General features: G+C 45.3%; 15 protein-coding genes. 6 read left to right on the top strand and 9 right to left on the bottom strand.

From position 1 onward, the window contains the following. Positions 1–141: 141 nt before the first annotated feature. Positions 142–1,485 (bottom strand): sodium/glutamate symporter, encoded by a 1,344-nt coding sequence (locus R2S67_RS05895; protein WP_047008748.1) that lies wholly within the window; start codon positions 1,483–1,485, stop codon positions 142–144. A 575-nt stretch (positions 1,486–2,060) separates the two neighbouring features. Continuing rightward, positions 2,061–2,747, bottom strand: coding sequence for a DNA-3-methyladenine glycosylase I (locus R2S67_RS05890; RefSeq protein WP_317342785.1), 687 nt, complete (start codon positions 2,745–2,747; stop codon positions 2,061–2,063). Between the two features lie 86 nt (positions 2,748–2,833). Here R2S67_RS05890 and R2S67_RS05885 point away from each other — a divergent pair, with 86 nt between their 5' ends. Further along, positions 2,834–3,028 carry a hypothetical protein gene (locus R2S67_RS05885; protein WP_005394200.1) on the top strand — a complete coding sequence of 65 codons (195 nt, stop codon included), beginning with the start codon at positions 2,834–2,836 and terminating at the stop codon, positions 3,026–3,028. 98 nt (positions 3,029–3,126) lie between these two features. On the opposite strand, the gene R2S67_RS05880 is transcribed toward R2S67_RS05885, so the two are convergent. The 3 genes from R2S67_RS05880 to R2S67_RS05870 form a co-directional block, all read right to left on the bottom strand. Further along, the gene (locus tag R2S67_RS05880; RefSeq protein ID WP_317342784.1) at positions 3,127–5,937 is read right to left on the bottom strand and encodes an Hsp70 family protein; all 2,811 of its coding nucleotides are present in this window, start codon (positions 5,935–5,937) and stop codon (positions 3,127–3,129) included. Positions 5,938–5,998: 61 nt separating this feature from the next. Then, positions 5,999–7,963, bottom strand: coding sequence for an Hsp70 family protein (locus tag R2S67_RS05875; protein WP_317342783.1), 1,965 nt, complete (start codon positions 7,961–7,963; stop codon positions 5,999–6,001). Beyond that, positions 7,963–8,595 carry a DUF2760 domain-containing protein gene (locus tag R2S67_RS05870; RefSeq protein WP_152812185.1) on the bottom strand — a complete coding sequence of 211 codons (633 nt, stop codon included), beginning with the start codon at positions 8,593–8,595 and terminating at the stop codon, positions 7,963–7,965. The genes R2S67_RS05875 and R2S67_RS05870 overlap by 1 nt, the downstream gene beginning before the upstream one ends. A gap of 289 nt (positions 8,596–8,884) precedes the next feature. On the opposite strand from R2S67_RS05870, the gene R2S67_RS05865 reads away from it, so the two are divergent. Next, entirely contained in the window at positions 8,885–10,426 is a 1,542-nt protein-coding gene (locus tag R2S67_RS05865; protein WP_317342782.1) for a sensor domain-containing diguanylate cyclase, read from the top strand. 83 nt (positions 10,427–10,509) lie between these two features. After that, a complete protein-coding gene (locus R2S67_RS05860) occupies positions 10,510–11,040 on the top strand; it encodes a 3'-5' exonuclease (RefSeq protein WP_104974131.1) in 531 nt (176 codons plus the stop codon). Between the two features lie 252 nt (positions 11,041–11,292). On the opposite strand, the gene R2S67_RS05855 is transcribed toward R2S67_RS05860, so the two are convergent. The 3 genes from R2S67_RS05855 to R2S67_RS05845 form a co-directional block, all read right to left on the bottom strand. Further along, positions 11,293–11,733, bottom strand: coding sequence for a TerB family tellurite resistance protein (locus R2S67_RS05855; protein WP_005394215.1), 441 nt, complete (start codon positions 11,731–11,733; stop codon positions 11,293–11,295). 189 nt (positions 11,734–11,922) lie between these two features. Continuing rightward, positions 11,923–13,863 (bottom strand): alkaline phosphatase D family protein, encoded by a 1,941-nt coding sequence (locus R2S67_RS05850; RefSeq protein WP_317342779.1) that lies wholly within the window; start codon positions 13,861–13,863, stop codon positions 11,923–11,925. Positions 13,864–13,872: 9 nt separating this feature from the next. Beyond that, positions 13,873–14,223 carry a hypothetical protein gene (locus R2S67_RS05845; protein WP_005377676.1) on the bottom strand — a complete coding sequence of 117 codons (351 nt, stop codon included), beginning with the start codon at positions 14,221–14,223 and terminating at the stop codon, positions 13,873–13,875. Positions 14,224–14,459: 236 nt separating this feature from the next. Here R2S67_RS05845 and R2S67_RS05840 point away from each other — a divergent pair, with 236 nt between their 5' ends. Next, entirely contained in the window at positions 14,460–15,764 is a 1,305-nt protein-coding gene (locus R2S67_RS05840; protein WP_301575931.1) for a MipA/OmpV family protein, read from the top strand. Between the two features lie 62 nt (positions 15,765–15,826). Further along, on the top strand, positions 15,827–16,246 hold the full coding sequence (locus R2S67_RS05835) for a hypothetical protein (RefSeq protein WP_258635728.1): 420 nt from the start codon (positions 15,827–15,829) through the stop codon (positions 16,244–16,246). A 74-nt stretch (positions 16,247–16,320) separates the two neighbouring features. Here R2S67_RS05835 and R2S67_RS05830 read toward each other — a convergent pair whose 3' ends face one another. Further along, positions 16,321–16,905: an FMN-dependent NADH-azoreductase gene (locus tag R2S67_RS05830; protein ID WP_054867089.1), complete on the bottom strand. Its 585-nt coding sequence runs from the start codon at positions 16,903–16,905 to the stop codon at positions 16,321–16,323. Positions 16,906–17,090: 185 nt separating this feature from the next. Here R2S67_RS05830 and hrpA point away from each other — a divergent pair, with 185 nt between their 5' ends. Further along, entirely contained in the window at positions 17,091–21,077 is a 3,987-nt protein-coding gene (gene hrpA / locus R2S67_RS05825) for an ATP-dependent RNA helicase HrpA (protein ID WP_301577903.1), read from the top strand. Positions 21,078–21,226 lie beyond the last annotated feature (149 nt).

Below are 21,226 nucleotides of genomic sequence, written 5' to 3'. Positions count from 1 at the left end.
AAGGATGGGAAGGGGTGACCAAGCTTGCAGATCTTAAATACAAAACAAGTTGCTTATCTGTTGCATGCTGGTGGGAGGCGGCTATCGAATAAGGGGAGAGAGTTAAATTCGGGAGGATAAAATACCTCCCGAAATGAGCAATTAAGACTCGTTTGCGACGGCTTGACCGCTGCGCTTAAACACAAATCGCCAAATAAATAAGACAACGGCAATATAGGTTAGACCAACACCTAACGCTTGCCAGTGCATGCCGTTATACATTGCGATTGGCATAAGCGAGATGATGAAAATGTCCGTAATTGAGCCTGGAACATAAGCGATAGCATAGTCATCTAACACTTTACTGCGCATTTTGGGGTCGACAATGCGTAATAACGCGATACCCATAGCGACTGTACCTGTTAACCATCCCCAAGAGAAAATGCCTTTCTCAAACCAGTCATCTCCCATGATGCGAGGTGCAACCCAAAAGATAAGCCATAGCGTGAACGCGATACCACCAATTGCGAGCACTACCATTGGCATTAAATACTGCGCTAGAACCGTGATCTTAATCGCTGAAATACCAAAGATGATCAGGTAATCCGTACTAATACCCGCTGCGTGTTTGAATGCGCCGTCACATAGGTAATGAGATGCCTTGGTTTGCTTAGCGATGATTCGAACTAACATACCGCCTAGAAAGCCAGTAACGAAAGTCGGAATTTGTACCTTATCGTGGAAAGAAGATAAGTAGTTGGCTGCTACATAAGAGAAAGCCGTTACCACTACAACCAGCGCCGCGTGAATCGCGAAAGAATCGACTGACAATGATGACATCGTATCTTTCATCACAGGTTCTTGATCGTCAGGTTTCACTAAGCCTTTGCGTTCGTGTTCGTCCATGCTGTCGAATGTCGTAAAGCTACGAATCCAGCCCATTTTCAACGCAAACTGAAGCATTAACATGCCCACAGAGATTGAAATAAAGATCCCAACTGTGGCGAACGTTAAACCGAGCGTGAAGCCATCTTCCCAACCAAGTCCCGTGAAGATTTCACCGACTACAGATGCTGAACCATGTCCGCCCATGAATCCAGCGGACATGGTTACGCCAAACCCAGGATTAATCTCAGGCCAAAAGAAGGTGGTAAGTACTAAACCAAACATTGCTGCAAACAGCCATTGCGACACGGATGCAATTTGGTTAAACGCCCACAATGAGCCTGCTCGTTGAGCAACCACTTTTGGTGACGGGACATCTGTTGCTAAACCCAACGCAGAAAAAAGTGCAGCAGTTAAGAGGCTTGCGTTTGCGGTAAAGGTATCTGTCCAAGGTAATACGTTAAGCAGAGCTGGGCCAAAAATAAGACCAAATAACCCAGCCAATACAGCAGATGGAATGTACATGCGTTGTAGTAAAGGCATATGTACACGAATTACTTTTGCTGCAATTAATAGTAAGCCAGCGATGGCTAAGTCAGTCAGCATTAGACCTTTTGGCATTTCTTGTCCTCCAGTAAATGCGTTCAAGGGGCTCATCCTTTTAACCAGCCTTGATGTAATAAATAACTTCCAGCACAAAACCACGAAAATAGTCACTCATGTGACATCGCGTCATGGTTGTTCTAGTCAGCACTCTATTGCGCTGTCGAATTTGTATTAACGGATCTGTTGATCCTTAAATCTATAAAGTGAGTGCAATTGTTGTGAGTGCTCACGAAGTGTTGAGAAATTTGAATAAATTCCTCGATCAAGTTTCTGATAGTTCACTCAGGAAGGGCGTGTATCCTAGTCAGTTTGTCAGCGCAATGCAATTGAGCGTCAGCAATATTTAGTGCCTAAAAACTGGGCACTTGTAATTAAATATTTGATAAATAAAAATATTGAACAAGAAAAATAATTTGTCGATATGATAACTTTTTGTGATTTGAAGGGGGATTTTGCCACTTTAAGGAGGGATTTTTTGGAGGAATCGAGAAAGTAGTAATATCAGTAAGAGCTAAAGTAGAGTGATTCGTGCAAATATCATGCGTTATAGGGGGGCCGGAATTTCGCCCCCAGAGCTACAAAGTGCTTGTTTAAATTCGGTTGTCACCAGTACTAAACGCGATAATTTGACTGATTTCGGTCAAGCTTCTTCCACTTTCTTGCTGCCACTGAATAAAGGCTTTATTAGCAGAGTCCAAGGACTTTTTCGTGTCTTTGCCGCCTTCAATGATCTTGCAGTTGCGTAAATAAGCTTCGACATCGTTAGACAGAATAAAAGTGTCCACGCCCATTTGGCGTAAAGTGTAAGGGCCTGTATTTCCACCCAGACGACTACCATGCTTCTTCAAGTAGCCCCATAGATCCGTGATCTTTTCCCGAGGCCATTCAGCAATCATGTTACTGAACGAGCCATATTCGATTCTTGCTTCATTGATCATGCGAGCGTTGGCCGGAATCGACATGACTTTAGTGAGGTGGCGAATGATGCGTTTGTCGGTCGCTTTGGTTTCCCATTGTTCGTCTGACAGCATCAACAACGGCTCAATCTTAAATCCGAAGAACACTTCTTCGAAGTTCGGCCACTTGTTGCGAACCACGCTCCACGAAATCCCACTTTGGAATACCTTCATCGAAAAAGCGGCCAGCCAACGGTCATCGGGAATCGCTGCTAATTCCTCTTTACTTAATGGGTTAGACAATAGCGCTTCAAGCTGATCTTCTCCGCCTTTTCGCTTAGCAGCACGTTGATAAATCGCGTCAAATTTTTCGATACTCATAAAAGAAGTTAGTCCTAGTTTATGTCGATATTTGCGAAACATACTACGCTTAAGTGGCTGAATCGTAAATTGATGGAGTGTCACAAATGAAGAAGGTCACATTAACGTTTGTCGGGGAAGGTTCGGAGCGTATTGCGGATAAATTTTATACTTGGCTGGCTGATGGCGGATTAGAAGACAGCTTAATTGAAACTCTATCGGACAGAGAAGTGTCGGTGGTCGGTATTAGCGATATGGATAACGAAACGCGCGATGTAGTGATTACGACAGAAATGAATTAGCGCGTTGTACACGATCAAAACCAAAAGAACGCGATACAACAAAGCCCTTCGTCGGAAGGGCTTTGTACGTCTAACTCGTCTTCTTGTGTAGAGTGGATTTAATGATGAACCAGCGTTAAACCGCTTGGTAAAGCATCACCGAAGACGCGTTTTGATTCGCTTTCTGAAAGCTCTTTCACTTCTTTAACTAGTGATACCCAAGATTCGGGCACTTTACTTTGTTTCAGCTTCGTTAGAACTTGCTCTCGGTAATCGTCAGAAATATCAAACAGGCGGTCCCCCGTCTTACGACAAATCATTACGGCTGCGAAAGCGATCATTGGCTCTTTCTGCCAGTTCTGCTCTAACAACTTAGGCAACCACTGTTCTGCTTGTTCACGAGGAATGACGTTGTGCTGGCTGCCATAAAGTGGTGTGCGAGAAGCCAAACGTCCCATCGCCCACCAGTGCGCTTGTTCAAACTGGTTTTGGTTGATCGCTTTACTCAAGAACCACGTTGCTAATAGAACTTTATCTTCCACTTCTAGATGCTCTAGCGAGGCTGAAAGACGCACCATGGATTCGTAACCCATGTCTTGTGCCGCTTTGGTGGATTGTGGGTTTTTCATCGCACCGGGATGCAGATATTTTGCGATGTCTGCCAAAATGGTTTCTTGTTGTTCTTGGCTTAGACCGCCCGCGATACGTCGCCAGAATACCCACCAGTCTGTCCAGCCTTGATGGTTTTTGAACTGAATATTTTGTTGATACAGTCCCCAAACTTGCTCAATACGCCATGAGTCGGTTGGATCGCCAAAGCCCGGACGCAACGCAAAGCCAGCCAAACGAAGCCAGTTTTTCTCGTGTTGTTCAGAACGACGGCGACGCTTACGACCTTGTGCAAAGGTATCGAACAGTTGACGTAGGGTCGTGAAATCCCATTCGTCGCGCTTGCCAAGTTTCTTCTCAAGATCTTTGGCTAAGGTTTTGATCTCTTTGCTTTCCGCGCTTTTCTTATTGCCGCTGTAAAGGCGAGCGATCAGCTCCTTACATTCGTTCAGTTTAGGGTGAAGCTTAACTTGCTCGCTGTCATCGGTTTGCTTGTTACGGACTTCAAATTCGAGTTCCCAACGTTTGTTGTCGTCCTCAGCGCTGACACATTCCATCTTAAGCGTGCCGACTTCGGTCAACTGACACGCCAGTTGCACTTCGACACGCTCTTTCTGGTTGGCTTGCAGTTCGGCACCTTCACCTTCAAGGGTGGTGATATAAGGCGGTAGAGGCGCGAACAAGTCTGGGTCAACATCAACCATCACGCCATTTTGGATGGCGGTGTTATTGGTTAAGGTATCGTGGGTAGAAGTCAGCAGGTTAAAGCGGACTGGCTCTCCAAGAGTGAGCGAGAAACGACGACCGCTTAAACGGATCTCGTGACCTTCTTCTGTACCTTTTGCAAGCAAACAGAGCGCTTTGCCCATTTTGTTCTTTTCTTGAAGATGCAAGAAGTAAGAACGCGCTGCACCACCACCAATTTTCAGTTGTGCGCCACGACGTGCTTTACCAAATGCTACAGCACCTAATGCAACAGACCAATCTGGATGTGGGTTATCTAATACCGTAACTGGTGCGCCGCGCCAGTCAGAAAGTAGGGCGGTGACACGTTCAGTCACCAGATCACTGTTAAACACGCCACCGTTGAGTAGCAAACCGACTGGAATGGCATTTTGTTTATCGTCTTCAATGCCAAGAGCGGCACGAGCGACTTGCTGGTGCTGAGTTAAGAACTCGGCAACGTGCTTGCTCACTGCTGGGTCAGCAACGTATGGAAGGCCAAACTCGACAACCGCGCTGCGGCGTTTGTCTGGTACTTCACTGAAATCAGAAAGCGGGAAGAAGCCATCTAATGCGATTTGGTGCACTTCTTGTTTGCTTAGAGCAATACTCTTTGTGCCCCCAAGTAGCTTAGAGCCGCTACCTAACATGGTGATCTTCACTTCGTCAGGTGCGCTCGCTGAAAGCAAGTTCTCTTTCGCTTTACGTGTTTGCTGAATTAGCTTTGTTAGGCTTGCTGCAGTGAGCTTCTTACTTTGATTGAAGCGGCTTTCTGCAAGGTGTGCTAATGCTAAGTCGAGGTTATCACCACCCAGCATCAAGTGTTCGCCAACGCCAATACGATCAAGGGCTAGCTCATCTTGAGAAGAGAAACTTGCTTCAATCAAGCTTAAGTCGGTGGTACCACCGCCCACATCGCACACCAGAATCAGCGGTAACTCTTTGAGCTCATCAGCTGCGGTTTTCTGATGGCGTGCGTACCAGTCGTAACATACGGCTTGTGGCTCTTCGAGCAGGACGATTTTCTTTAAACCTGCCAACTCTGCGGCTTCAAGCGTGAGCTTACGAGCGGTTTCATCGAACGATGCTGGAACGGTCACAACCACATCTTGGTCTTCTAGCTTGTTACTAGGATGTCGGTAGTTCCATGCTTGACGAATGTGGTTAAGGTAGCTTGCGCTGGCAATGACGGGCGAGACTTTATCTACGTCTTGCGCGCCAGCCCAAGGGAGAATGTCTGAGCTACGATCCACTGCTTGGTGCGATAGCCAGCTTTTTGCACTGGATACCTGACGTCCTTCCACCTTCGCGCCTAATTCACGAGCCCATTCACCCACGATGACATTGTTAATGTCGCCAGCAACAGGTTCGTTGTCCCAAGGAAGAGTGAGGTCAGAATGGGAGATTTGACCTACAGCTGGATGATAGCGGAAAGAGGGCAGAAGTGGTTTACGAACGACTTCGCCCGGACCAATCAGTTGGTCGATGTCAAATAGGGATACTTCGGATTGTTCAAGGTTGTCGGTGATTTCACAGTAGGCCACCACAGTGTTTGTGGTGCCGAGGTCAATACCAACAAGGAAACGAGGAGATGCCATACAAAACCAAACCTTCGTGTATTTAAAAACGGCACCCGATTGGATGCCGTTTGACTTCTAATTATTGTTCTTCGTTTGAGTCACTTTTCGCGTCTTCGCGCACATCGAACTCAACATGCCATTTTTGCCCGTTATCAGCGGCAATGGCTTCTAAGTAAAGCGTACCAAGCTCTGTTACGCGAGAAGCTAGGGTAACTGGAACCACTTCACCTTCACGACGACCTTCTGATACAGGCAGCGTTACTTGGATTTCTGGTAGCTCTTCAAGCTCTTCTGGTGCCCAGTAGTCAAGGTGAGTACCTGCTAGGTCGTCACGACGAACGGTTGAGCCGAAGAATTGGAAGTTAACTGGCTGACCGATGATCAAACCAAACTCTTGGCTTGGTACGTCAACGCTTGAGCCTTCTTCCATACCAAATGGTGCTACACACAGTGCTTCCATTGGAGGTGCCATGCCCGGAATCGCAGGCATCGCACTTTCGATACCCACGTAGTACGCCGAAGCAATACCGCCACGGATACGAACACCTTGGCCACGACGTACAGAGCCGTAGTAAGCCGCACCGCTAGCAACTGCAAGGTCTAGATCCACACCTGTTAGGCGTTTCGCCATTTCTGCGTCTGCTTCAATTAGCCATTCGTTGATCGTGTCTTCTAGACGACTGGCTAGAAGTTTCGATTTCAGCACACCACCGTTGAATAGGATTGCCGTTGGTTTGATGAAGTCAGCCGATTGCGCAGCATCCGCCCCTGGCATACCTGGCATACCTGGCATGTTTGCAAATGGGTTGAAATCTTGAGCTTGCGCTGATTCACCACCGCTTTGCGCGTGTGCTTGCTTAGACAAGAATGCTGCAATGTGGCGAGTAATACCCGCATCTTGTGCGTAAGGCAGACCCATTTGCGTTAGTGCACCACGGTTACGTTGAACAGGGTGGTCCGTAATCGCAACTTGAGGGAAGAAACCGTCAACCAATGTTTGTTGTACTTCTTCTTGAGTTAGTTCTGTTTTCAGTGTTGCGCCAAGCAGTTTAGAACCACGGCTTGGTACCACGATTGGCACTGACTGCAGTTCGCTGTCGTTCAATAGCGCTTCTTTCGCATCGCGACATGCGTGCGTCATCGCTTGAACTTGCCATGGCTGTAGCTCTTTGCCTTCTTGCGCTAGCTTCATCTTCAAGCGGTACGCAAGTGCAAGGTCCATGTTGTCACCGCCAAGTAGGATGTGTTCACCTACCGCGATGCGGTTCAAAGTTAGGTTGCCGTCGTCTTCAGTTACTTCAACCAAAGAAAGGTCAGTTGTACCACCACCGATATCGACCACAAGCACGATGTCGCCAACTTCAACTTCGTCGCGCCATTTGTCGTTGCTGTTATCAATCCAGTTGTAAAGTGCAGCTTGTGGCTCTTCTAGAAGCGTTAGGTGCACAAAACCAACGTTGCGTGCTGCTTCGGCTGTTAGATCACGAGCAGCAGGATCGAAAGAAGCAGGAACCGTAATAGTTACGTCTTGATCGGCAAGGTTGTGATTTGGATTGGTGTGATTCCAAGCGTCTTTTAGGTGCTCTAGGTAAAGCTCTGTCGCGCGAAGAGGGGATACTTTCTCCACTTCTTCAGGGCTACCTGCTGGCAGGAAGGAATCACGACGATTCACACCTGCATGGCAAAGCCAAGATTTCGCACTTGCAACAAGGCGAATCGGTGTTTTTGAACCTAGGTTACGCGCGATAGCACCAACCAGAGCTTTTGGCTCACTCGACCACGGAAGAACGCGTGATTGCGGGTTCATTTCGTGTTCGTGTGGTTGGTATAGGAAAGAGCCTAATTGGCTACGAGTCTCTACCGTACCCGGCGCAGTCAGCTGCGGGATAGGCATTACTTCTACGCGAGCGTCTTCGTCGTGCGTATCAACAAAAGACATGACACAGTGTGTTGTACCTAAGTCGATACCAACACTGAATTTAGGCGTCTGTTGAGTTTCAACAGACGCTTCTTGAGAATGGTTTTCTTGGTTCATGTGTTCCATTACAGCTCAACCTCGGCTGGAGCAATCACAGATGCATCGTAGTTTTCAGCCAGTTTAGGCAGGTTCATAGACGTTGCCTTCCAACCTTTGTGAACTAGAGTGCCGTGGAACGGCGCGCTGCCTGTCACGTTACCAGTTAGGCGGATTTCTTGTGGGTTGAAGCCTTCTTCAACCGTAATACGAGTTTCTTCGTCTTCGTTGCGAACGTGCGCAAGTGTTACGTAATCGTTCAATACTTTTTGACCGCCAGTATGAATTACGCGAGCTGCTGCGCCTACTTCTTCATCAGAGAATGACGTTAGGTCTTCTTGTAGGAAGTCGATCAGACGAGCTTCTTGCTGCATGATAGAAAGCAGCTGCATTGCAGAGTCTGTTGATGCTGTTGCAAGTTTCGATTCAACTTCAACCACTTTTTCAACGACTTTCTCAACTTCAACGACTTTTTCTACTTCGACGATCTTCTCAACTGGCTTCTCAACTTCGACGATTTTCTCGACCGGTTTTTCTACGACTTTCTCAACCACTTTTGATTTGCGAGAGACCGCGACTAAAAGAAGCAAAACGCTCGATGCGGTTAGGCCAGCGTGAAGCATATCGAACGTTTGAGGAATTAGGTTCAAATCAATGTTCATGACGTTTTTTCTCTTTCTATTGATTATTGGTGCTCAGTATTGGCTCATATGTGTTCACTAAAACGATCGTCTTTGCGATCTTGCACCAAGTTTAGACATTAAAATGATGACGGATGGTAGCATATTCAAGGCTTAAGGCTGTAATAATTCGTGACTATACCGTACGAACAGCGTGAAAAATCGACGATCGGACTGTCCAGCATAGGTTGTTGCTTGATGTTTGTGCGTTGCTAACGCAGTATTTCAATAGATCCCGAAGTTTAACTTACGGAAGTATCAAAACTACGATATGACACAAAGCACCGCTCACAAGAGCGTTATCAAACGACATTCAGACTCTATTCTAGCTTTTGCAGCGACGTTGTGTGTCACTGCTGGTGTGGTCGGTGCTGCTTATACGATGCAGCAACGGTATACGCAGACGACGTTTGATACTTTAGCTGACCGACAAGCAGAATCACTGAAAGCGAACGTCGAAAATGATTTAAAGTTCATTGGTGCAGGTGCAAACTTTTTTCATTCGATTGAACGCACCTATTGGTCTTCGTTCCCAATGTATGCGGAACAAGTAATCAATAGCTCGCGAAGTCTAATTGGACTTCAATGGATGCAAAAGGTCGAATTCGAAGACCTTGATGAGCATATTTTAAAGACCCGTCAAACATTTCCTGATTTCCAACCGTTTACCGTTCCTAAAGATGGCCCTAAAACCTACGGATACATTTTTGAACACAAAGAGCCAATTTTTATCGCATCGGATATTTATCCAAGAACACCAGAAAACCTTTCTCTATTAGGTTTCTATTTTTCACGTAAACGCTTCGATCTCATCTTGGATGATATATCCACAAATGGGCGAGCGAATGTCTCGGATAAAGTTCGCTTATTGCAAGATGGGTATGACAAGTCCATTCCTAAAACTGGGCTGCTAGTGTTCCATCCAGTGTTTGACTTCGAGAACCAACATTTATTAGGTGTAGTGACAGGGGTGATTCGAAGTACGGTTTACTTTGAGGATTTGATCACGAAAACCGCGACCGAGCTAGATATGTCGGTGCGCGTAGAAGACCTAGGCTTTGACGCATCAGATGATCCCGTTCTCTTCCAAAGTTCAAACTGGGATAACATTCGAGGAACGGTTATAAGCCGTACCATTCAACTGCCTAATCGTGAGTGGCGGATTGATTTTAAACTTTCTGATGCCGTCTCTGCTTGGGAGCGTTCTATTTTAGCGGGCACGACATTAGCCGGGTTGGTAATCGCCTTTTTGATTAGTTGGATTGTGAATTTGCAGTCACGAGAAAAAGAGCGCTTGGCGGTCATGTTAGAGCTTAAAACCGTCGAATTAAAAAGGATGGCTGAGCGTGACCCTCTAACTCAGTTACTTAATCGCCGAGCGTTTAACGATCATTTGCTTAGCCAGATAAACAAAGGTGTTAGCTTCGCATTGGTTGGTTTTGATATCGACCACTTCAAAGTTATCAATGACAAGCACGGTCATTTAGGGGGCGATGAAGCATTGCAGCATGTGACTAAGCTAGTTAGTGCGAATCTAAAGCCTGGAGACCGATTTTATCGTGCCGGTGGTGATGAGTTCTGTATTATTTCTAAAGTCATTGATAAAGAAGTACTGGAAGCTTATCTGGAAAAGTTGCGGAGCATCGTGGCAAGTACGGCTTTTGACTATGGCGATGCCTCAATCATTTGCACGTTAAGTATCGGCGCGGCTGTCCATAAAGATGAAGATCCTGAAAGCTTGTATCACAAAATGGATAATCAACTTTATTTGAGTAAAAAAAACGGTCGTAATAATGTGTCGATTGGCGATTAAATGGGCGCGCAAATTCGAGTTTTACACCGTGTTACGGTAGAATCCCACGCTTTAAAATTTTATGTTAGGAATCAAGACAAACTATGAACCATAACCGTATTGTATGCTTCGATTTAGAAATGTGTTGCTGGAACGAAAATGGTGTCGGCAGCACGGGTGAAATTATCGAAGTTGGGTTGGCTGAAATAGATTTGTCTAGAGGCGAGATAGTCAAGCGAGCTCAATACTACGTAAAACCTGAACATGATGAAGTTTCGCTGTTTTGTGCAGATCTAACAGGTATTACGCCGCGTAAAATTGAAAAACAAGGACGCCCATTAGAAGAAGTGCTTAAATCCATGGTTAAGAACTTTGGTGGTCGAAACAAGATTTATGCATCATGGGGCCGAGATGACCTCATCCTGCTTGAAGAGTGTAAGCAAAAAGGTATTGAAGCACCGTTTACGGAGTTCATCAACTTAGCAACGCTTTATCGCATTCAAAATCGTCTTAAGGATAAACGTATTGGTCACCGAGCCGCTCAAGAAGCAAAAGGCATTGATTGGGAAGGGCGCCAACATTCTGGTTATGTGGATGCGTACAATTTAGCGAAGCTTGCTCTGACTATGCTTTAATAGTCCGCTATAGATAGGCAAACTTGTAATCAAATCGTCATTCAACCATTGTTGTTTTGTCATGGAATCTGTTTAGTGTAGAGCTCGTTAAACACATTCATATCTTTACCAGTATTTTAATAACAATGTCGTTGGCTTATCGAAAAAAACGCGCGTAATGCGCGTTTTTTTATGGCTATAAAACTCATCTTCGACATCATTTCACGGTAGACTTGAAATAGCTTGCGCGACTTACATGTTTACCTTGTTGCCTTACTGAGATTGCAACTTTGCTCGAATGAACTCACTGTGATCAACGTAGAGTAGTTCTGCTGTTTTGCGGATCACTGCATCTTCTAGTGGATCAATTTCGCCATCGGCATAAGCCACTTCCCACATGCTTTTGATTAAGTTGTAGCGCGTTTCTTGAGTCAATTCCCTCAGTTGAGAAGTAAAATCGTACAGAGACGCGGAGTCTTTTATTTTCTGTTGCGCTTGTTCTAACAAAGCATTTGATTCTTCTTCATTTAATGACAGAAGCTTCATCAATAATGAACGCTTTGTTTCTTGCTCTTTATCATCGACGTTATGGTCTGCGCCAGATACTTCACACAGCAAGCACGCGATAGCCATATTCGGAGAGAGTGTGTTGGTTTGGCTTAAATCAGAGCCTTCAATGAGCTGTTTAAATAATGAGGTAAGAGAGTTAAACATATTGAACACCGAGCTATTGTTTATTTGGTTAACATGGTCATAAATACGGTAGATCTCAAGGTGTGGTATCAAATTTAGCACGCCGTTGACAGTATAGAGCTTTGCTCATCTACCCAAATCCCTCGTACTTTTAAGTTCAGTCAAAATGACTTGCCTTCAAGAAAGGGCAAGTCATTTTGGGAGCGAGATTTAGCCTTCTGCACGAGTTGGTGGAAAATGTACCTCTTCACCATCGCTCGTTAGAATGCTAATTTGGCTCGGCTTTCCTTCGTCATCAAGACGCAGCTCACCAATGGCGCTGTGGTTAACTAAGCGATAAAAATTGTGCGAACTTGGTGCGCGTTTGTAGATCTTTAGCCGCTTACGTTTTGTGAACCAGTTTAAAGGCGAACGAGGGCTATATAGAAGCCTATCTAGACCATCACAAATATTGAGCAATTGGGTTGGGAACTGATTTTTAATCCCGCTACAGGTGATTTGATAGATATTCGGACTATTTTTTCGGTAGCGAAGTTTAATGTCGTATGCAAAAGAGTAGTGCACGTCGCCAGAGAGAATAACGAAATTGGTCGGCGTCTTAGTATGTGTAAAAATACTAATAAGCGTATTCGCACTTCCGGGGTGCGCCATCCAGTTTTCAGCATCGACCATCAATGGTTTACCAAGCATCGTCACTACTCGCTGCAGTGCTTCGATAAACTTCACTCCGAACATTGGCGCGGCAGAAACAATGATAACTTTGTCTTGATGAACAAGTTCTTGGTGGAACTCAATCATTGCTTCCCAGTCCATTAACCCAGAGGGCTTGTTCATTTTAGACTCAGAACGCCAGCGTCTGGTTCGCGTATCTAGCACGACAACTTTTGGCGTCGTCGGAATGGTGTAATGCCAATTCTCAAAGCGATACAAATATTGAATAAATGCATCTTGAGTTTGTGAGGAACGCTCGTTGAAAAAGCGTTGAGCGATACTCATAAACTCATCATTGAATTTTTCTGGCGCGTTTCCCCACCCTTGGCAGAGCCAGTAGGCAATCAGGCTGTTCCCGATAATACGTTTCGCAAAGGCGTTGCTGTACGCGGCTTGTTCCCAGCCTATGGTAAGGTTCCAATCGTCGGTGACATCGTGATCATCAAAGATCATGTAGGTTGGAATGTGAGCGAGTAAGCGTTGAACCTTGTCCAGACCTGCGACGAATTTATCAATTTGAACTTTTTCTTCGCGCCATTGCTGTTGCCATTTGGGTTCGAGAGTTGCTCCGCCGACAGTAAACTCATTTTCTAATAAGCGATCTGTCCGAATAAGCTTCCATAAGGTTGGAGACCAAACCAATAAGTACATTGCAAAGCATTCGGCAAAGCTTATTAGATGGTTTTCACACTCTTTGGCGCTGAATATTGGCGTCCCTCTGTGCGGGAAAAACGTACTCAGTAAACTGCCATCATTCACATAATGAGGCAACAATTTGTCCCGACCATAATAACAAGCTGAGTGCTGGTAGAGGGCATTGGTATTTTTTATCGGCGCTTGCTCGAATTCTTCGCCCGGTAAACCGAGTAGGGCAATGACTTGTTCGATGGCGTCCAGAGTAGGGCCTGCAACATGGTCTGCGTAGATTTGGTCACCACTCATGATGAGCATATCTGGTCTTTCTTCGATGGTTTGAGATGCGATTTTATGATCCGCAGCGACCAATGTATCTTTACTGAAGTGGTGGGGATTCCGGCACGAGCCATGCAGAACATAATCTGCTTTTTCGTTGATTAGGAACTCAACGCCCAAATTTGGACAGTTATCTCGTTCATAAGTCAGATGAGGAAGCAGTTCCGTTACTAAACCGTGTTGCGTTTGTATTTGATAGTGTAACGTTTGATGGGTCGGAAACTCGCCCTTTAATTGCAACAAACAGCACCACGCATTGAGACCGATTTGAAGCTGTTCTTTTTGCTCACTTAAGGGGGCTTGATGAAGGACGGAGGCGTTTTCATCCGTAATTTGCACCATACCCTCCAAGCGTTGGGTGGTGACTAGCCAAATATTGATTTCAGTTGCGGTCACTTTGCGCAAAATCGGACCTGCAACGATAAGAGGAAGTGAAGATGTTTCAGTCGTATTCATCAATGCTGGCAAAACGGCTCCTTATGTGTCAGCTTCTTCTTCTAATATTTCGATAACTTGTGAACTGCTAAGTTCATGTCCCATAAGGAATAAACCTAGCATAGCATCGGCTTTTGACGCGTTATCACTGTCTTCATCCAAAATCTGCTGAAGTCGCGTTCTGATTAGATCTATTTCGTGCTCGACGAAGCCGCGTCCCTCTTCGTCTCCCTGACCATCTTCTGGAGCATTATCAAAGTGCAAAAATAACATGTCACCATCAAGTTGAGTCCCTATCAACCTTTCAGGCAGCCATGCTTCTCCCATCACAATGTCTGGGTCCGTGTCTGCGGGTAAATGATTCAAGGTAGAGATAAGTTCTGATGCTTTCACTTTTTACTTCATTATGTTTGATTTAGAACTAAGCTAGAGTTTTAAGAGCTTGTTACGATAGTAAAATATTCACAAATAAGCTCATCTAGTCGTGCAATATTAATATAATCTTGGGACTCAAACTGTCACGAGGATGACAACATTTGTCATTGTAACGGCTATCATCAGAAGAACATAAGCTTTAAATGGCAAATCATTGATGTTTGCCTGCTTCTCAACCAACATTTTTCGAACTCATGAAGAGATTAATTCTAACAACACTCACTTTGCCTTTAGCTGCGATGGCTTCTTCTGCGTATGGTGTAGAAGAGCAAACGTGGGGAATTGCAGCGATGTATCGCACCGCATCGATCTCGTTTTATACCGCCGATAATGACTCGACGGTGAGTACATTTGTACCAATGATGTTCTTTGAAAACGAGCATTTGTATATTAATGGCATTGAAGGCGGCGTTTTTCTGTATGACGAGAGTGATTCTGACTGGCGCGCGAGTGCGATCATGCGATTGAGATTTGTTGATATTCCCATGTCGCTACAAAATGCCAATGAAGGGGACAGAGTCGACTTTGGTGGTCAAGTTCGTTATAGCATTAACGACAACTGGCGCGCGGAAGTAGAACTAATGACGGACGATGAACTCCAGTTTCACTCTAATTATCGCCTTGCCGCTAATTATGCGTTTGGTGATTGGGAGTTAGAGCCATCTATCACGATTCGATACAAAGACGCTGACTTCAACAGTGAATATTATGCGTTTAAAGATGTTACTGGGGAAAGAATTGGAGCAGGACTTGACGCCAACCTCGGCATCAAAGCGCGTTATCATGTGACTTCCAACTTGTATTTATTGGGGGAGACGAGTGTCACTCGCTTAGATGATAATGCCTACAACAGCCAGCTTGTAGAGGACCGATATCAAGGTGAAGTGTTTGTCGGTTTTGGCTTTTTCAACGATAAAGGCAAAGCTCCGAAATCAACACTGAGCAATAAACCATACCTACGTATCGCGCATGGTTGGGCGACGCCTTCAAATATTGGTGAAATATTTAGCTTTGAGAGAGAAAAAGACCCATACGACAATCAACTTACTTCATTATTTTATGGGCACCCGCTAACGGACGAGTTGTTTGGTTTTCCTCTTGATATTTATTTAACGCCAGGTTTGGTTCATCACTGGTCGTCCAGTGTTCAGTCCGCGAGCACAGAATACGTGATGGCGATTAAGGCTTATTATACCGTTAATTGGCCAACGACTTGGCGATTTGGTGTTGCGGAAGGTATGTCATACGTCGACAACATTACCTACATCGAAGGAACCGAAATGGAAGACAAGGGTTATACACCAAGTAAGCTACTGAACTACTTAGACTTCTCGTTTGATGTAAATATAGGTGACTTATTCAACCAAAAAAACTGGGAAAATATGTGGGTGGGTTATTCATTGCATCACCGCTCAGCAATTTTCGAAAGTGCGTCCCAGTTTGGGCGCATTAAAGGCGGAAGCAACTACAATACAATTTACTTCCAGTTCGAGTTTTAGAGCATCGTAAGATGCATATAGGTCGGATTTGCAACTGACTTCTTTATCGCCCATTATGAGTAATGATGAATAATACAATGCTGCTTTCAACGCGAACCTTCGTGTATCGTGCCAAAGTTAAGGCTGTTTGTGATGCATCTGATGAATCGGATGGCATGAGCACCATGAGTATCGACTCCTCATTCAATATTCAAATTGAGGCGATAAACTGTACCAACGATGAATTTGCCAAGCGCTTTTTTGTCGTCCACGGGGAAGGACATTTAGAGAGTGATGAATGGTTAGTGTTGTACGTCAATTCTCTTGAGGTTGACGTTGGAGACGATCTCGAAATTCCGAGTGATGTCGCGTTTGATGCGATGATTGAGAATATGATAAACGAAGCTGAGCAGTCTTTGGAAAAGCTCTATCACGAAGCGCTACACAACTTAGAGAAAGTGAATCGCTCTGGGAGAAATAAGATAATTTCTAAACACGATTAGGGTATTTTGATCGACAAGGGATTGGCGCGAACCAATCCCTTGTTATTTACATTCTTCTATCTAGCTTGGCCAATTTACGCTATCGCTGCAAGTTGGCTCTGCGCTTCAGAAATGCCTTTCGCAGCGAAATCTTCACCCATGTTTAGCGCTTCCGCATAAACAAATTCCACATCTGTGATACCAACGAAACCTAGCACGGTACACAGGTATGGTGTGACGTTGTCTGTTGGTGAATCTTTATGGATACCACCGCGAGTCGTGATGACAATCGCTTTCTTACCTTCGATCAGGCCTTGGACGCCGTTTTCAGTGTATTTGAATGTCACGCCAGCACGAGCAATCAAATCAATCCAGTTTTTAAGCTGAGTTGGAATTGTAAAGTTATACATTGGCGCTGCGATAACCAAAGTATCAGCGTTTTTTACTTCTTCAATCAACGTATCCGACAGTTCGACTACCGCTTGTTGTTCTTGTGAAAGATCTTCCGTTGCGCGAAGTGCAGTGGCAACGGCGAAGTCCAAAACTGGTAATGGGTTTGCAGCCAAATCACGAACAGTTAGCTTGTCTTGGTCCACATTTTTGATGAAGTCTTCAACCAGTTTGTTTGATTGAGAGTAATCGCCAAGGATGCTTGATTTTAGAGCTAGTACACGAGACATAATGGTTATTCCTTAAATAAGTGCTTTTGACTATGGGAGCCATTATAAGCGAGGCATGTTGGTTAAAAAGTATAGGGATTCGCTGAATATGTTCGAAAAATTTGAATGTGGTTTCGGTTATCTTGTTGCAGATCTTGTGTGATACAATCCGCGCAGTTTTTGTAATGAAAAGAATAGGAAACGCTTTGACTTCGTCACAGCCCCCAAAAAAGAATTCCGCTGAAGAGCAAGCGACACCGTCAAATGGTGTGCAAAAGGCGACAGCGAAACAAGATAAAGCACCTCAGGCTCAAGTGAATAGCGCGGCGTCTCTACGCAAAGCGTTAAGCCAGTGCATGATGCGTGACCGCTTCCGTTTAAGTAAACGCATTTCTGGTGCGAGCAAAATTAAGAAAGACGCAGCACGTAATGCTGTGTTTGATGAAATTGCACTCGACATTGCCAAATCAATGATGGTTGCTGAGCAACGTGGCAGCTACAAACCAACGATTGAATACCCAGAAATTCTGCCCGTCAGCCAAAAGCGTGACGACATCGCTAAAGCGATTGAAGAAAACCAAGTGGTTATCGTCGCGGGTGAAACCGGTTCTGGTAAAACCACTCAGCTGCCAAAAATCTGCGCTGAGCTTGGTCGCGGTAAGTTCGGCCTGATTGGTCATACTCAGCCTCGTCGTCTTGCAGCGCGTTCGGTTGCTAACCGTATTGCCGAAGAGATGGAAACCAAGCTTGGTGAGTTTGTTGGTTACAAGGTTCGATTCAACGATCAGATCTCTGAAAATACCCAAATCAAATTGATGACAGATGGTATCTTGCTGGCTGAGATTCAGCACGACCGTTTCTTGAATCAATACGACACCATCATTATTGATGAAGCGCACGAGCGCAGCCTTAATATCGATTTCATCTTGGGTTACTTAAAGGAGTTGCTACCACGTCGTCCTGATTTGAAAGTGATCATCACGTCGGCAACCATTGACCCAGAGCGCTTCTCAAAACACTTCAACAATGCACCAATTATTGAAGTGTCAGGTCGTACTTACCCAGTAGAAACTCGTTACCGCCCATTAAGCGGTGATGACGACAATGATCGTGACCAACTTGAAGGCATCTTCGAAGCGGTAGACGAATTGTGCGATGAAGGTTTAGGTGACATTCTGATCTTCATGAACGGTGAGCGTGAAATTCGTGATACCGCAGATGCACTGTCTAAACGCAATCTGAAGAGCACCGAAATTGTGCCGCTTTACGCGCGTTTGTCGGCGGGCGAGCAGAACAAGATTTTCCAACCTCATGCTGGTCGCCGAATTGTACTGGCAACCAACGTGGCAGAAACCTCGCTAACAGTTCCGGGTATTAAATATGTTATCGACCCGGGCACGGCGCGCATTAGCCGCTACAGTTACCGTACTAAGGTTCAGCGTCTTCCAATTGAGCCGATTTCTCAGGCGAGTGCGAACCAACGTAAAGGTCGTTGTGGTCGTGTGGAAGAGGGTATCTGTATCCGTCTGTACTCAGAGGAAGATTTTGAGTCGCGCCCAGAGTTTACCGACCCCGAGATCCTGCGTACCAACCTAGCATCGGTTATCTTACAGATGACGGCACTTGGCTTGGGCGACATTCAAGCTTTCCCATTTGTGGAAGCGCCGGACAAACGTAACATCCAAGATGGTGTTCGTTTGCTGGAAGAGCTTGGCGCGATTAATTCTGAGGTAAAAGACCCGAAAAAACGCCTGACTTCCATCGGTCGCCAATTAGCTCGTTTGCCAATCGACCCACGCTTGGCGCGTATGGTTTTGGAAGCGCCAAAATATGGTGCGCTTAAAGAAGTGATGATCATTGCAGCAGCCTTGTCGATTCAAGATCCACGCGAGCGTCCTTCAGACAAACAACAATCATCAGATGATAAGCACCGTCGTTTCTTCCATGAAGAGTCGGACTTCCTGACGTTTGTGAATTTGTGGGAATACATACAAAAGCAGCAAAAAGCGTTGTCTAGCAACCAGTTCCGCAAACAGTGCAAGCAAGATTATTTGAACTACTTGCGCGTTCGCGAGTGGCAAGACGTGTACTTCCAAATTCATCAGTCGATGCGTGAAATGGAATTCAAACTTAACGATGAGCCTGCGTCGTACCATGGTGTACACAGTGCGATCTTGGTTGGTTTGCTGTCGCACATCGGTATGAAAGACCAAGAAAAGAATGAATATCAAGGCGCGCGCAACGCTCGTTTCCACATCTTCCCTGCATCGGGTCTATTTAAGAAACAACCTAAGTGGATAATGTCAGCCGAGTTGGTGGAAACCTCGAAACTTTGGGGCCGTATCATTGCCAAGATTCAGCCGGAATGGATTGAGCCATTAGCCAAACACCTTATCAAGCGCAGCTACAGCGAACCGCATTGGTCGAAGAAACGTGCGGCGGTGATGGCGCACGAAAAAGTCATGCTTTACGGCGTGCCAATTGTACCAAAGCGTTTGGTCAACTACGGCAGTATCGATCCGACCGTTAGCCGCGAAATCTTTATTCGTAGTGCACTGGTCGAAGGTGAGTGGGAAACCAAACACGCGTTCTTTAAGCAAAACCGCAAGCTTCTGCAAGAAGTGGAAGAGCTTGAGCACAAATCTCGTCGTCGTGACATCTTGGTGGATGATGATGAGCTGTTTGATTTCTATGACCAACGTGTTGGTACCGAAGTGGTGTCTGGTAAACATTTCGATACGTGGTGGAAAAAAGCATCGAAAGAAGATCCTGAACTGCTGAACTTTGAAAAAGAGATGCTGTTCAAGGGCGACGCTAGTCATGTCACCGACTTGGATTACCCGAACTTCTGGCATCAAAATGGTTTGAAGCTCAAGTTGAGTTACCAATTTGAACCAGGCGATGATAGTGACGGCGTCACAGTGCATTTGCCGTTGCCGATTTTAAACCAAGTTGAACCAGCGGGCTTTGATTGGCAGATCCCTGGTCTGCGTCATGAGCTTATTGTTAGTTTGATTAAATCGCTGCCGAAGACAATTCGTAAGAACTTTGTGCCTGCGCCGAACTATGCCGATGCATTCTTAGCACGTGTAACACCAATGGAAGCACCGCTGCTAGACTCGCTAGAAAAAGAACTGCGCCGTATGACGGGTGTAGAAGTATTGCGTGAAAACTGGAACTTGGAACAGGTGCCTGAGCACTTGAAAGTCACGTTCCGAGCGGTTGATCATCGAAATCGCAAACTGAAGGAACATAAAGACCTTCACGAATTGAAAGAGAGCTTGAAAGACAAAGTTCAAGAAACGCTTTCCAAAGTGGCGGATGACGATATTGAACAGCAAGGTCTGCATACGTGGAGCTTCGGTGAATTGCCGAAAGTGTATCAACAAAAACGTGGTGGCTACGATGTAAAAGCCTATCCAGCACTTGTTGATAGCAAAGACAGCGTTGAAATCAAACTCTACGAAACGGAGTACGAGCAGATAACGGCAATGCGTGCTGGTCAGCGTCGTTTGATTTTGTTGAATGTACCGTCTCCAATTAAATATCTGCACGCTAACTTACCGAACAAATCGAAGTTGGGTTTGTATTTTAACCCTTACGGCAAAGTGCTTGATCTGATTGATGACTGTATCGCCTGTGGTGTCGATAAGCTTATTGAAGAGCAGGGTGGCTTAGTTTGGGAGCCTGAGAAGTTCGAGGCGTTGAAAGAACACGTTCGTGCTGAACTGGGTGATACCGTCGTAGAGATCGCGAAACAGGTTGAGACTATTCTGACAACGGCGTTCAGCATCAATAAGAAGCTAAAAGGCAAGATCGACTTCACAATGGCGTTTGCTCTGTCGGATATCAAAGCACAAATTGAAGGCTTGATCTTCAAAGGCTTTGCGACGGAATGTGGCTGGAAACGCTTGCCGGATATTCTTCGCTACATGCGTGCGATAGAGCGTCGTATGGAGAAGTTGCCAATCGATCCAAACAAAGATCGTTTACATATGCTGAAGATTGAATCTGTGACTCAAGACTATAAAGAGTTGCTGAACAAGATCCCGAAAGGTGTGGCCATTCCTGAAAACGTAAAGGAAGTGCGTTGGATGATTGAAGAGCTTCGCGTGAGTTACTTTGCTCAACAATTAGGCACTCCTTATCCTGTTTCTGATAAACGAGTCAAAAACGCGATTGATGCTTGCTAATCAACCAGTAAAATAGCGTCAGATTTGTAATTCTCGCGTATGAGATTACTGGTACACTAATTGCTAGTAACTCAATAAGCGTTATTTTTTAGTTCTGGGAGGCAATGGTTCGCCTCCCTTTATTTGTAGTACCAACGACTGAGTTATGC

Source organism: Vibrio sp. T13N, assembly GCF_032970445.1.
GTDB lineage: Bacteria > Pseudomonadota > Gammaproteobacteria > Enterobacterales > Vibrionaceae > Vibrio > Vibrio diabolicus.
Note: the sequence above shows the minus strand (reverse complement) of the source record. Positions and strands in the feature narration are given on the sequence as shown.

Bases quoted from the DNA above. Each gene is read 5' to 3' on its own strand.
- R2S67_RS05840 (WP_301575931.1), top strand. From the start codon at position 14,460: ATGAAGAGATTAATTCTAACAACACTCACTTTGCCTTTAGCTGCGATG.
- R2S67_RS05865 (WP_317342782.1), top strand. From the start codon at position 8,885: ATGACACAAAGCACCGCTCACAAGAGCGTTATCAAACGACATTCAGAC.
- R2S67_RS05835 (WP_258635728.1), top strand. From the start codon at position 15,827: ATGATGAATAATACAATGCTGCTTTCAACGCGAACCTTCGTGTATCGT.
- R2S67_RS05895 (WP_047008748.1), bottom strand. From the start codon at position 1,485: ATGCCAAAAGGTCTAATGCTGACTGACTTAGCCATCGCTGGCTTACTA.
- R2S67_RS05870 (WP_152812185.1), bottom strand. From the start codon at position 8,595: ATGAACATTGATTTGAACCTAATTCCTCAAACGTTCGATATGCTTCAC.
- R2S67_RS05860 (WP_104974131.1), top strand. From the start codon at position 10,510: ATGAACCATAACCGTATTGTATGCTTCGATTTAGAAATGTGTTGCTGG.
- R2S67_RS05880 (WP_317342784.1), bottom strand. From the start codon at position 5,937: ATGGCATCTCCTCGTTTCCTTGTTGGTATTGACCTCGGCACCACAAAC.
- R2S67_RS05855 (WP_005394215.1), bottom strand. From the start codon at position 11,733: ATGTTTAACTCTCTTACCTCATTATTTAAACAGCTCATTGAAGGCTCT.
- R2S67_RS05830 (WP_054867089.1), bottom strand. From the start codon at position 16,905: ATGTCTCGTGTACTAGCTCTAAAATCAAGCATCCTTGGCGATTACTCT.
- R2S67_RS05875 (WP_317342783.1), bottom strand. From the start codon at position 7,963: ATGGAACACATGAACCAAGAAAACCATTCTCAAGAAGCGTCTGTTGAA.
- R2S67_RS05885 (WP_005394200.1), top strand. From the start codon at position 2,834: ATGAAGAAGGTCACATTAACGTTTGTCGGGGAAGGTTCGGAGCGTATT.
- R2S67_RS05890 (WP_317342785.1), bottom strand. From the start codon at position 2,747: ATGAGTATCGAAAAATTTGACGCGATTTATCAACGTGCTGCTAAGCGA.